At 60.4% G+C, this 12492-nt stretch carries 10 protein-coding genes; 6 read left to right on the forward strand and 4 right to left on the reverse strand.

The genetic code is table 11. The annotated features are described in order from the left end of the window. Positions 1-21 precede the first annotated feature (21 nt). On the reverse strand, positions 22-1422 hold the full coding sequence (locus SANT_RS21110; protein ID WP_040133582.1) for an MmgE/PrpD family protein: 1401 nt from the start codon (positions 1420-1422) through the stop codon (positions 22-24). A 176-nt stretch (positions 1423-1598) separates the two neighbouring features. Between SANT_RS21110 and SANT_RS21115 the strand changes: the two genes are divergently transcribed. The 6 genes from SANT_RS21115 (at position 1599) to SANT_RS21140 (ending at position 9223) form a co-directional block, all read left to right on the forward strand. Then, positions 1599-2657, forward strand: coding sequence for an ornithine cyclodeaminase family protein (locus tag SANT_RS21115; protein ID WP_025424208.1), 1059 nt, complete (start codon positions 1599-1601; stop codon positions 2655-2657). 123 nt (positions 2658-2780) lie between these two features. After that, the gene (locus tag SANT_RS21120; protein ID WP_237234711.1) at positions 2781-3887 is read left to right on the forward strand and encodes an ABC transporter ATP-binding protein; all 1107 of its coding nucleotides are present in this window, start codon (positions 2781-2783) and stop codon (positions 3885-3887) included. 5 nt (positions 3888-3892) lie between these two features. Next, on the forward strand, positions 3893-5596 hold the full coding sequence (locus SANT_RS21125) for an ABC transporter permease (RefSeq protein ID WP_025424210.1): 1704 nt from the start codon (positions 3893-3895) through the stop codon (positions 5594-5596). Positions 5597-5617: 21 nt separating this feature from the next. Then, on the forward strand, positions 5618-7162 hold the full coding sequence (locus SANT_RS21130) for an FAD-dependent oxidoreductase (RefSeq protein WP_025424211.1): 1545 nt from the start codon (positions 5618-5620) through the stop codon (positions 7160-7162). Then, a complete protein-coding gene (locus SANT_RS21135) occupies positions 7159-8154 on the forward strand; it encodes a TauD/TfdA dioxygenase family protein (protein ID WP_025424212.1) in 996 nt (331 codons plus the stop codon). The genes SANT_RS21130 and SANT_RS21135 overlap by 4 nt, the downstream gene beginning before the upstream one ends. Before the next feature lie 19 nt (positions 8155-8173). Next, positions 8174-9223: an ABC transporter substrate-binding protein gene (locus SANT_RS21140; protein WP_025424213.1), complete on the forward strand. Its 1050-nt coding sequence runs from the start codon at positions 8174-8176 to the stop codon at positions 9221-9223. A 45-nt stretch (positions 9224-9268) separates the two neighbouring features. Here the strand turns inward: SANT_RS21140 and SANT_RS21145 are convergent, their stop codons facing one another. The 3 genes from SANT_RS21145 to SANT_RS21155 form a co-directional block, all read right to left on the reverse strand. Further along, the gene (locus SANT_RS21145) at positions 9269-10498 is read right to left on the reverse strand and encodes a Zn-dependent hydrolase (RefSeq protein WP_025424214.1); all 1230 of its coding nucleotides are present in this window, start codon (positions 10496-10498) and stop codon (positions 9269-9271) included. Between the two features lie 240 nt (positions 10499-10738). Further along, the gene (locus tag SANT_RS21150; RefSeq protein WP_025424215.1) at positions 10739-11692 is read right to left on the reverse strand and encodes an ABC transporter substrate-binding protein; all 954 of its coding nucleotides are present in this window, start codon (positions 11690-11692) and stop codon (positions 10739-10741) included. A gap of 20 nt (positions 11693-11712) precedes the next feature. Next, on the reverse strand, positions 11713-12492 hold the full coding sequence (locus SANT_RS21155; protein ID WP_025424216.1) for an ABC transporter ATP-binding protein: 780 nt from the start codon (positions 12490-12492) through the stop codon (positions 11713-11715).

Genomic DNA, 12492 nt, shown 5'->3' on the forward strand with positions numbered 1-12492 from the left:
GCCGTTCGGCGAGACAGCGCGTCAAACCTGCTGACGGAGCCGCACCAGCGTTTGCATATCCGCCACCTCGGGAAGCGTAAGACAAAATTGGCGTAGTTGCTCGCCCGCTTCCGGGGATAGGCCGCCCCAGGCGATATTGCTGTTGAATTTGGCAATAAGTTCGGCGCGAGTCAGCGGCTCGCGAACCCCGCCGCGAAAGTGGCCCTGATGCCATTCGCGCACGGTGCCATCGGTCATTGTCACCCGCAGGTGGCCGCTGTAATTACGCGGGTAATCATTGTGCGGATCGATCCGATAGTGAATTCTGCTCGCCAGGTCCAGCACCGCCCGCTGCGTCACTTTCACGTCAGTGAATTGCGCCAGCCCGGCGTCACCCTCGTAAAAGGCAACTGCCATGGCGAATGGCATACTGAACTTGGCGGCATAGCCGGAGGTGGGTCGTTGCTTGGCCGCCAAGGGTTCCCAAAGGCGATCCACCAACCCTTCAGCGGTATCGCATTCGATAGCGACGATGTGCTGCGCCTGAATGCCTTCGCGGCGCAGCTGTAATATGCAGTCGATATACGGATGTATCATGGTACCGCAGGCATAAGGCTTAAACGCGATGCGCTCCATGCGCCATTGCTCGCCAAGACCCGCCAGTAGGGGGGCGTAATCCGGCGCGGCATCACGTCCAAAAACCCGGAACAGGTTGCGCGGACCCTCGAAGATGGTGCGCGGTCCATTAAAGCCCGCTTGCCCCAGCAGCGCCGCCCGATATCCCGATTGCGCCGCCCAGCCGGGATGCAGGCGCTTGGTCCAGGCGCCTTCGCTCAAAAATTCTCCCAGACCAGAAGCGAAACTGCCGGCGATACCAAAGGCATCGGTCAGTTGTTGCGCATTCAGACCTAGCGCCACGCCCGCTCCGGCGGTGGCGCCTAGCACGCCTATCACGCCGACCGGATGAAAGCCCGCTTTGTGGATTGCGCCGGGTACCACATGATTAAAACGGCACACCATCTCCAATCCGGCGATGATGCCGCGCAGCGCATCCGTCCCCGTTCGGTGGTGCCGTTCCGCCGCGGCCAGCACCGCCGGTAATACCATCGCGCCCACGCGAATAGGTGCGCCTTCGAGCGTATCGTCAAAGTCCTCGCCGTGGGTGGCGGTGCCGTTGATAAGCGCCGCGCCGGCGGCGGAGAAACCGCCCGGGTGGCCGAAGGCGGTACAGTCCCCCGCCTGATCTTCGGTGTTGACCAGCGCCGTTATGTAATCGCTGCGGCGTGCGGCGATGCACAGGCCCGCCATATCCAGCAGGTCATTCACGGCCGTTTCGGCCGCGCCGGCGGTCACGGGCCACGGTCGGGTCAGCACGGCGGCGATTTGCTCCGCCAGCGCGCCGCCGGGAGCAGGGAGTGCGACGTTAACATTGCGCACGGACATGATGGTCTCTCCGGTCATTTTAACGCGATAAAAGTCGGTCATTATCCCGAGAACGGCGGCCGCTGTCCTATGCGAAAAACGGCAAAGCTTAGCCAATTATGATCTTTGTCTTTCGCGCCTCCGCACCCGATAGTCATGGGTTTCCTGCAATAGACGTCTATGACGACGGAGTCGACATGCTGTTTTTTACCAATGACGATATCAACGCCGTGCTGACGATGCGCGACTGTATTGATACGTTTGAACAAACTTACCGCGACGTGGCGGCAGGGCACGCCGTGAACGGCCGTCGTTCGGACATGATCACCACCACCGCGCATCCAAATGCGGTGTATCAATTAAAAATGGTGGGAGCGGTGGTACCGCGTTATGCCGTCGGCGCTATTCGTATTAATTCCGATATTTTGTCCTTCCCGGTGATTCAGGGGAAGGCGCGCAAAGTTAAAGTGCCCGCGGCGTCGGGAAATCGCTGGGTGGGGCTGGTGATGCTGTTCGATACCGCCACCGGCGCGCCGCTGGCGCTGTTTCCAGATGGCGTGATGCAGCGTATGCGGGTTGGGGCGACAAGCGGCTTGGGGGTGCGTTACCTGGCGCGACCGGACGCGCGCCGCGCTGCCATTCTCGGCAGCGGCTGGCAGGCGGGTGCCCAGGCGCAGGCGCTGGCGGCGACGCGTGATGTTGAACGGCTGGTGGTATACAGCCCCGATGTTGCAAGACGTACCGCCTTTGCCGGCGAGCTTGAGCGCCAGTTAATGCTTCCCGTTCAGCCCGCGGCAAGCGCCGAGCAGGCGGTGAAGGACGCGGATATTGTACTGTGCGCCACCAATAGCCTGCAACCGGTGTTGTCGCCGCAGTGGCTGCGTCCCGGCATGCATGTCGGTTCCCTGCGCGTGGGGGAAATAGATACCCGAACGCTGACGGCATTTGATCGGGTTGTGGTCCACGATCGCGGCAATATGCGTGACGATCACCTGGTGGTGGCGGAGGGTATTGACCACCGGGAAAAAACGTCGCCGCTACCCACTACCCTGGCGGCAGCGCCTTCGCTGGCCGAACTGGTGTCGGGCCGGGCGGCGGGGCGTACGGGAGACGGCGAATTGACCGCTTTTCTCAATTACCACGGGCTGGGGTATCAGTTTGCCGCCGCCGGGGCGCTGCTATTGGAGAAAGCCCGCGTTGCCGGCCGTGGCCGCGAACTGCCCGATGAGTGGTTTACCCAGGATGTGCATTCCTGACCGCGTTATGCGTTTTTTGGCTTACCTTTGCCGGTATTGGTGGTTAGGACTCACGAAGAGCTTGCTTATAGTGAGTGTAATAACTAGCAAGTATGACCCTCTTTTATGGTCAGGAGTAAAACGTTGACTGCGGTATTAGCCCCTTCACGGGATGTTGAGCACATCCCGCTCGCACGGCTGGCGTTACATGGGCTGGCCAAATCCATGGGCGATCATCGTGCCGTAGCGGGTATCGATCTGACCATTGCCCCCGGTGAACGCTTAGTTCTGCTGGGACCGAGCGGTTGCGGTAAAACTACCACGTTGCGGATGGTAGCCGGTTTTCTCAAGCCGGACGCGGGCGAAATTCATCTCAACGGCCGTTTGGCGGCCAGCGCGCGTTTTATGCTGCCGCCCGAAAAACGGCAACTGGGTATGATGTTTCAAAACTATGCGATCTGGCCGCATAAGACCGTTTTTAATAATGTGGCTTATGGCCTGCAAATCGCGGGCCTGGCTCGCGAGGAGGTCGCGCGGCGCGTCAACCGCATGCTGGCGGTGGTCAATCTGAGCGGCTATGCCGAGCGTAAGCCGGCGGATCTGAGCGGCGGCCAGCAGCAGCGGGTGGCGCTGGCGCGCGCGTTGGTCACGGAACCCTCGTTGCTGCTGCTGGATGAACCACTGTCGAATCTTGATGCGGCCATGCGCCAGGTGCTGCGTGGGGAATTGCGGGCGTTGCAGGCGCGCATGGGCGTTGCGATGTTACACGTCACCCATGATCAGGAAGAGGCGCTGGTGCTGGCGGACCGCATTGTGGTGATGAACGCCGGCCGGATTGAGCAAACCGGCACGCCGCAGGCGATCTGGCAGCGGCCGCAAAGTGAATTCGTCGCTCGCTTTATCGGTAAAGCCAATATCTTAACGGGCAAAGTCATTGAGGTGGATGCCCGCCAACCGCGCGTGAAAGTAGAACGGGCGGGGTTGCGCTTTTGGGCCCGGGTGGACGAGCGTAGCCCGCGCGCCGCCTGGATCGGCACGTCGCGGCGCCTGATGATCCGCCCGCAGGATTTCGTCGTGCGTGACGACGGCGTCGCATTGCCGGTGACCCATAGCGTGTTCCTCGGCAACCATTATGATATGACGCTGCAATGGGACGGCGAGCCGGTATCGGCGGAGTTTCGCGATGCCCCCGCGCACCCGGGACGACTGACGGTGGCGGTGGAAGACGATCGTGCTTGGGTGCTGCCATGAGTCGGATGGAGACCCTGTTAACGCTGCCCGCACGTCGGGGGTACGGCTCCCCGGCGCAAATCGTCAAGTGGCTTATCATTGGCGCGGCTATCGTTGTGCTACTGGGCAGCGTCGCCTGGCCGCTGGCCTGGCTGTTTAAATTTAGCCTGACGTCTGAAGACGGGCATTTTACGCTGGCGACGTTCCGCACGGTTATCACTGAACCGGGCATGCTTGAGGCCGCCTGGAACTCACTGCGGCTGGTGATAAGCGTCGTGGTGTGCAGTACCGTCATCGGGACGCTGTTGGCGTGGATTGTGGCGCGGACCGACACGCCGGGGAGAAATCTGGTGGTGGGCGCGGTGGGTATCACTTTCGTCATCCCGACCTTTATCACGGTTATCGCCTGGATTTTTCTCGCCGCGCCGAATTCGGGTTACTTGAATCGCCTGCTGATGGCGTGGCTGCATTTAAGCTCGCCGCCGTTTAACGTGATCGGTTTTAACGGACTGGTGTTGATTGAGACCATCCACCTGTATCCGCTGGTGTTTTTTTCCGTGTTGTCGGCACTGCATAACGTCGATGCCAGCTATGAGCAGGCGGCGCGGATGCTCGGCGCCGGTCGCTGGCGCAGTACCATGACCATTACGCTGCCGCTGGTGCTGCCGGCGATCCTCGCCAGTACCATCCTGGTCATGCTGGATACCTTGTCTTCATTCGGCGCGCCGGCGGTGATCGGCACGATGGCCAATTTCTCGGTGCTGACCACCAAGCTCTACGATTTAATGTCTTTTCCCCCGCGGCTGAATATGGCGGCGGCGATTGCGGTGCCCATCGTGCTGTACACCCTCTTGTGCCTGGCGGTGCAGCGGCTATTCATCGGCCGCGATGATTTTCGCACCTTGAATGGCAAAGCGGGCCCGGGGCAGGCATTGGCGCTTGGGCCCTGGCGCTGGCTGACGATGGGGATTGTAGTACTGGTAGTGCTGGTGAGCGTGGTACTGCCGCTGGCCGCGCTGCTATTGCTATCGGTGATAAAGGTGCTGGGCATGGAGATTAACGTGGCCAATCTGGCGCTGGACAATTACCGCCACCTGCTAGACCAAAGCGACGTCGCCTTCGGGGCGCTGAAAAACAGCCTGACGCTGGCCTTCGCGACCGCCACCCTGTGCGCCAGCCTGGCGGTTATTTGCGCCTGGGTGGTAGAACGCACGCAAATCGCCGGGCGGGGCGTCATTACCGTGCTGATTATGATCGCCTATGGCTTTCCGTCCATTGCCTTCGGCGTCGGCATCATGCTGGGCTACATCAATATCTTGTACGGTACGCTGACCTTGTTGCTCATCGCCTATACCGCCAAGCAGCTGCCGGTCGCCTTCGTCCTGGTGCGCACCGCGCTGCGCCAAATCGTTGTCGAGCTGGAGGAGGCTGCGCGGATCGCGGGAGCGGGCTGGCTGCGTATCATGCTGGATATTACCCTACCGCTGCTTAAGGCGTCGGTAGGCATTGGCTGGGTGCTGGTGTTTTCCCTCAGTATCCGCGAACTCTCCATGTCGGTCATGCTGGCGCAAACCGATTCGCAGGTGATGTCGACGGTCATCATGCAAAACATTTCCGATGGCGCCATCGATCAGGCGGCGACCTTGTCGGTCTTGATTGTCGCCATCAGCGTACTGGCGCTGGGCCTGGTTTGGAAGGCCTCGGGCAGTACGCTTTCCCATCATGAATAATAACCAAGAGTGAACGTTACTATGTCTGTCGTCCCATCACGCCCAGCCGCCTTCGACACCTTTTACGATGTCGTGGTGGTCGGTTTTGGTTTTGCCGGGGGCGCCGCCGCGCTGGCCGCCCATGACGCCGGCGCGCGCGTGCTTTTGATTGAAAAAATGCCCGATCCCGGCGGTATTTCCATTTGCGCGGGGGGCGGGGTACGCACGGTCACGGACAGAGCACAGGGACGCGCCTATCTGCGTGAGACCGCAGGGCCGGATGTGCCGGACGATGTGATTGATATGATGACCGACGGTATGGCGGGGTTAGAGGCGTATTTCCGCGAACTGGCGAAAATCAATAATGCCACCATTCAGCTGCGCGACCGCGGCGGGAACTACCCCTTCCCTGGCCACGATGCGCTGGGGATTGTGGAGGTGGCGGCCATCCCGGGGTTCGACGCCCGGAAAGAGTATCCTCATGCCCGCGGACGGCTACTGGGACCCAACGTGTTTAAACTGTTGCACGACAATATTCGCGCCCGGGGTATCGACATCTGGCTGGAAACCGCCGCTGAACGCCTCATCACCGATGCGGCCGGGGCCGTGCTGGGGCTTAGGGTTAATCAGCGGGATGAACAACGCCATATCGGTGCGCGCCGCGGGGTGATATTGGCGACCGGCGGCTTCGAGGCGGCACCGGAAATGCAGCGCAAATACTGGCAAATCCGCCCGGTGATGCCGGCGGCTACGCGCGCTAATACCGGCGACGGGATCCGCATGGCGCAGGCGGTGGGCGCCGATCTTTGGCATATGTGGCATTTCCACGGCTCTTACGGCTTTCGCCACGTGGACGCCAGTTACCCCTACGCGCTGCGCGTCAAACGCCTCCCCGACTGGACACCGCAGGTGTCGGCGCCGGAAGTGGCGATGTCATGGATTGTGCTCAACAGGCGCGGGCAACGTTTCATGAATGAATATCAGCCCTATGTGCAGGACACCGGGCACCGCCCGCTGGATCAGTTTGATCCGGTGACGCAGCGTTTTCCGCATATTCCGGCCTTTTTGGTGGTAGATGAGGAAGGTCGCCAGCGTTACCCCCTCGGCCAGGCGGTACTGAACGATCGCGCGACGGAGCCCTATGTCTGGAGCGATGATAATCTCAAAGAGGTGGAGAACGGCATCCTGCAACGCGCGGAGTCGGTGGAGGCGCTTGCGACGTTGATTGGCGCGGAGCCCGACGCGCTGCGCGAAACCCTGGCGCGCTGGAACCGGCAATGCGAGCAGGGCCGCGATGACGATTTCGCGCGCCCGGCCAGCAGCATGTTGCCGGTGAAGACCCCGCCGTTCTATGTCGGGCAGCTGTGGCCGTTGGTGAATAACACCCAGGGCGGTCCGGCGCACGATGCACACCTTCGGGTAATCAATCCGTTCAAAGAACCCATACCCCGCCTCTATACCGCGGGTGAACTGGGCAGTATTTGGGGATACCTCTATCTCGGCGCGGGCAACCTGGCCGAATGTTTTATCACCGGCCAGGTGGCAGGTACGCACGCCGCTGGGCTTTCACCCTGGGAGACAAAATGACTCAACAAGCAGCTTCGACTTCAGCCGGCGCGCCCCCGGCACAGAACGGCACGCTCGGTGGTTTGACGGTGCGGCCGACCGGCAATGCCCTGGGCGCCATCGTCACCGGCGTGGATTTATCGCGGCCCATCGACGGCGCAATTGCGCAGGCGCTGCGCCAGGCCTGGCAGCAGCATCTGGTACTGTTGTTCCCCGGCCAGTCGTTACAGCCGGGGGCGTTTTTGCGCGCGGCGGAAATTTTCGGCAAACCGCAGGAAGGCGCCAACCGCCGCTACATTCGCGCCGCGGGCGTGGCGCAAGACGACGATTACCCGGAAATTATGCTCAACACCAACCTCGGACCGGATGGTCAACCCACGCGGGAAAACGACGGTTTGGGCAGTTTGGAAGTGGTGTGGCATTCCGATAATTCCTACATAGAACAGCCGCCGATAGGCAGCATGCTTTACGCCCTGGAAGCCCCATCGGACAGCGGCCACACCTCTTTCGCCAATCAGTATTTGGCCTGGGAGCGTCTGCCAGAGGATCTGCGGCAAGAGATTAACGGCCTATGGGCCAAACATGACGCCAGCCGCAATAGCGCTGGTTTATTGCGGCCGGGGATTGCACTACCGACGCGCCCGGAAGAGGTTCCCGGTCCTTTCCATCCGCTGGTGATCCGCAATCCTGAGAACGGCCGCCGCGCGCTGTATCTGGGGCGTCGCCGGGCGTTTCCTTCACAGTTTATCGCAGGGCTGCCCCTGGCGCGCAGCGAAGCCCTACTGGACCAACTGTGGGCGGCCGCGACTGACGCCAGCCTGACATGGACCCACCGCTGGACGCCGGGAGATGTCTTGGTCTGGGACAACCGCTACTGTCTGCACCACCGCACGCTTATCGATGAAAAGCAACGGCGCGTCATGTGGCGCACGCAATTTCAAGGGCAACCGCTGCTGGCGGATGCGGCGCGGCGCGACCCGCATGCCACTTTAGATGAAAATTTACTAAAATAACCTGGGAAATCATTTAGCTATGTCGAATCGTCGAACATTTATCGCGGCGTTAATGCTGGGGGCGCTGGCGTTGACCACCGCCCATGCGGAGCCGCTGAACCAACGTTTTGCCACCCTGTACGCGGCGGCAAAGCCGGAAAAAGAAGTGGTGTTCTATAACACCTTCCGCCAAGACACCAACCGCAAACTGGTCAGCTACTGGCGGGAAAATTTCCCCGATATTGCGCTGAAAATCGTGCAAAAGCAGTCGCTGGATTTGATCCCGACGGTGGAATCGGAAAAGGCCGCCGGCAAAACCCTGGCGGATGTGGTCATGATAAACGAACCTTTCGTGGCTAACGAATGGAAGAAAAAGGGCTGGTTTGCACCCTATAAAGTCAGCGATTTTGACCAATTCCCAACGCAATATCGCGATCCTGATGGCGCTTGGTATGTCACCGGCGTCAGTCTGCTGACCGCGGCGTACAATACCAACGCATTTCCTGACAAAGCGCAATTGCCCAAAAATCTGCCCGCTTTTACCGATCCTAAATGGAAGGGCAAGATGTTATTAGGCGATCCGAAAGTCGCGGCCTCCAACCAGGCGTTTTTCCTGGCGTTGCTCAATAACGGCAAGCTGAATTGGGATACCCTGCAAGGGCTGGCCCGTCAGGATATCCTGTTTACCCGCGGCAACTCGGATTCGGCACGGCTTATCGCCACCGGCGAACGCGTGCTGTCGCCGATGGTATCGTCGCAGAATGTCATCACCGCGCGGGAAAAAGGGCAACCGATCGATTTCTACGTGCTCGATGAGGGCGCCATATTGGTGATGCAGCCGGTGGGGGTGTTCGCCGGGTCACCTCACCCCGCCAGCGCTAAGCTATTAATGGAAACGCTGGCGAGCGTGGAAGGGCAACAGGTGGTGGCGGCGGCAGGGGCTTACTGGCCGACCCATCCTGCGGCCGATGCGCCCGACCATTTGCCGAAGCTTGCCAGCTTGAATCCGGAAGGGGGCGATGTGGAAATTGGCGGAGAGGCCTCCAAAGCGTTTCTAACCCGTTTTAGCGACGTGTTTAACCGTCATTGATCATCAAGCCCGCGGCGTACGCGCGGGCAGCCATTTCGATCGGCGTCAACCGGCGGAAGCGAGCAGAGTATTCAGCAGCACATTGGCGCCGCGTTCTGCCCACGCCGGCAAAATATTTTCCGCTTCATTATGGCTAATCCCTTTCTCGCAGGGTATGAAGATCATCGCCGTTGGCGCTACCCGATTAACGTAGCAGGCGTCGTGACCCGCGCCGGACACCATGCGCCGGTGCGAGTAACCGAGCGCCTGCGCCGCCCGTTCAATTTCCGCCACGCAGGCGCTGTGGAAGGCGACCGGCGTATACTCGAAAATCTTGTCAAGGGTGCCCTCCAGTTGCCGCTGCGCCAGGCCTTCCACGGCGAGGCGAAGCGCCGTTTCCATCTCTGCCAGCTTCGCCGCATCCGGGTGCCGCAATTCCACGCTACAGTTGACCTGGCCCGGCACGACGTTGCGCGAGTTGGGGGCTATCTGCGCCATGCCGACAGTTGCGCGGCCATCGGGGGCGAAACGGTGTCCTATTTGCTCTACCGCCAGCGTCAGTTGCGCAAAGCCGCAAAGTGCATCCCGCCGCGCGGATAGGGGGGTGGTGCCGGCGTGGGTGGCGAAACCGCGGATCGTGGCGTCATACCAGCGCAGCCCCATCGCGGCATGCACTACGCCGATATCGATGTGTTCCGCTTCGAGAATGGGACCTTGTTCTATGTGTATTTCATAGCTGGCGTGCAGCGAGATAGCCTTTGCCGGGCGTGCGCCGGCATATTGGATAGCCGCAAGGGCATCGCCAACGCTCACGCCCGTCTGGTCCTGACGCGTCAAGGCATAATCTTTCTCGAACACGCCGCTCCAGACGCCGGAACCCAGCATGGCGGGGGCGAAACGTGCGCCTTCCTCGTTGGTCCAATTGACCAGCACAATATCGCGTTCGGTGCTGATCTGGCGATCGTTCAAGGTGCGCAGGGCCTCCAGTCCGGCCAGGACGCCGTAAATGCCGTCGTAGTTGCCGCCAAGCGGCTGAGAGTCGCCGTGGGAGCCGGTGAGCACGGGAGCCAGCGCCGGATTGTTGCCGGCGCGGCGCATAAACATATTGCCCAGCTCATCAACCTCACAGCTAAACCCCGCTTCCTGCGCCCACTCGCGCAGGAGGTCGCGCCCGCGGCCGTCCTCGGCGCTGAGCGCCAGACGGGTCACGCCGCCTCCCGGGGTCGCGCCGATGGTTGCCAGCGTTTGCAGGCTTTGCCATAGCCGTTCTCCATTCACCCGATAAGGTGCCGTCATGTTCACTCCTGGTATTGTTATCGATGGCGCTAATCGCCCAGCTTTAATGCGCATAGGCGTCGTTTGCGACGGGCGATAGGGACTTGGTGCACCGCCCGTTCGCGTCTCGGCGCGGGTTGCTCGTTATCTGCCATCACGCCGTCGCGCTGTTTGAGCCTTACCCGCTGGAAATTCGGCGCAGGGGGTTTATTCTGCCCGGGGCAAGCCAAGCCAAGCCGCGATTCGCGGCGCGGCGCGTTATCAATTCCGCCAGAACACGCTATTCACGTCGGGTGCTTTTTTGATTAAACCATAACGCGCCAGGTCGTTGGCGATGATGCGTAAATTATCGATGCCGGGATCGTTGGTAAAGTTATTCAACGGCGCCGCATAAACCAGGTCCCGATCGAAATGAAAATGCGTGATAACGGCATCCCGGCCCTCATTTTGATGCTGGGTGACATAATCGTTGGCTTGCGATATAACCTGGTTAAAACGGCGGATCACCTCAGGATTAGCCAGGGCATAGCGTTGGCTGGTAATAAAATAGCCGCCAACCGCGCCGGGCATGGAGCCGGCATTAACGGCGAGCAGCGGTTTCAATCCTGCTTTCACCGCGGCCGCCCCCGCCGGCTGCGCCAGCCAAACGGCATCAATGGTGCCTGACTTCACGCTGCTATAGGCGTCCTCGCCCGAGACTTTGGTCCAGCGCAAGCGGCTAAAATCGGTGACCTGTAAATTTTCCAGCGCTTTTTTAGTGGTCCATTCGGAAATGTTATTGATGTAGGGCGTACCGATATTCGCCGTAGCCAATTGGCGCGGGTCGGTAAATTTGCTGTCCGGTGCCACGTAAATCTTATAGGGATCGCTTGCCGCATCGGTGGGATGGCTGTAGGTCGCATGGATAAGCAAGATCGGCAGCTTGCGATCGATCGCCTGCAAATCGCTCACCACGTTGGCATAGCCAATGTCGTATTGACCGCTCAAAACGCCCGGCAAAATGGTCGCGCCGCTGGTGCCTATCTGAATCGTGACGTCCAACCCGTTATGCGCAAACAGGCCTTTTTCTTTCGCGATCACCAGCGGGGCGGCCTCCAGCGTGGGAATAATCGCCACATTGACTTTGGTTTGTTCCGCCCGTGCGCCGCTGGCCAGGCCAAAGGCGCTGAGCAGCAGCGAGACTTTTATCACCCTGGAAAAATGAAGTAATGCCATCTTGAGACTCTCTTGGTTGCTTAACGTTGGTATAAATCCGTCCGCGTGACCAGCAATTGGGTCAACAGCCGGGATCGTATCGTGGCGAAATCCGCGAGCGCCCGCGTGGTGAGCTGGTGTCGCGGCTGCGGTAGCGATACCGCCACCTCATCAATAACCGTGGCGGGAGCATGGCTGAGCACCAGTACGCGATCGCTCATATAGGTTGCCTCGTCAATGTCGTGCGTTACCAGAATCACGCTTACGCCGCTTTCCCGCTTCAGGTTCAAGACAAGGTCCTCCAGCTCAAAGCGGGTCTGGGCGTCCACCGAGGCGAAGGGTTCATCTAAAATCAATAGCCGCGGCCGGCAGGCCAGGGCGCGCGCAATGGCGACACGTTGCTGCTGTCCGCCGGACAATTGCCCCGGAAAACGTCCTTCCATACCGGCCAACCCCACCCGGGCCAACATGTCGTGGGCGATGGCGCTGCGCTCGCCGCTGGACCGCACACGATGGCGCAGCGGCAGCGTGATATTACTTTCAAGCGTCAGCCAGGGGTAAAGCGAACGTCGGTAATCCTGAAAGACGATACTGAAATCCGCTTGCGGCGAACGTACCGCGTTGCCCTGATACAGCACATCGCCGCGGGTGGCGCGTTCTAGCCCGGTAATGGCGCGCAGCAGCGTACTTTTCCCCGCGCCAGAGGGGCCGACGATACTGAGAAACTCCCCTTCGTGCAGGGTGAACGAAATCGCGCGTATCGCTTCGTGGTTTCCCTGTGCAGAGGGGTAAACTTTGTGTAGTTGCGCAACAGTGAGCAT

The sequence above is a fragment of the Sodalis praecaptivus genome (assembly GCF_000517425.1).
GTDB lineage: Bacteria > Pseudomonadota > Gammaproteobacteria > Enterobacterales > Enterobacteriaceae > Sodalis_A > Sodalis_A praecaptivus.

Bases quoted from the DNA above. Each gene is read 5' to 3' on its own strand.
- SANT_RS21110 (WP_040133582.1), bottom strand. From the start codon at position 1,422: ATGTCCGTGCGCAATGTTAACGTCGCACTCCCTGCTCCCGGCGGCGCG.
- SANT_RS21115 (WP_025424208.1), top strand. From the start codon at position 1,599: ATGCTGTTTTTTACCAATGACGATATCAACGCCGTGCTGACGATGCGC.
- SANT_RS21125 (WP_025424210.1), top strand. From the start codon at position 3,893: ATGGAGACCCTGTTAACGCTGCCCGCACGTCGGGGGTACGGCTCCCCG.
- SANT_RS21130 (WP_025424211.1), top strand. From the start codon at position 5,618: ATGTCTGTCGTCCCATCACGCCCAGCCGCCTTCGACACCTTTTACGAT.
- SANT_RS21135 (WP_025424212.1), top strand. From the start codon at position 7,159: ATGACTCAACAAGCAGCTTCGACTTCAGCCGGCGCGCCCCCGGCACAG.
- SANT_RS21140 (WP_025424213.1), top strand. From the start codon at position 8,174: ATGTCGAATCGTCGAACATTTATCGCGGCGTTAATGCTGGGGGCGCTG.
- SANT_RS21145 (WP_025424214.1), bottom strand. From the start codon at position 10,498: ATGACGGCACCTTATCGGGTGAATGGAGAACGGCTATGGCAAAGCCTG.
- SANT_RS21150 (WP_025424215.1), bottom strand. From the start codon at position 11,692: ATGGCATTACTTCATTTTTCCAGGGTGATAAAAGTCTCGCTGCTGCTC.
- SANT_RS21155 (WP_025424216.1), bottom strand. From the start codon at position 12,492: ATGCTCACTGTTGCGCAACTACACAAAGTTTACCCCTCTGCACAGGGA.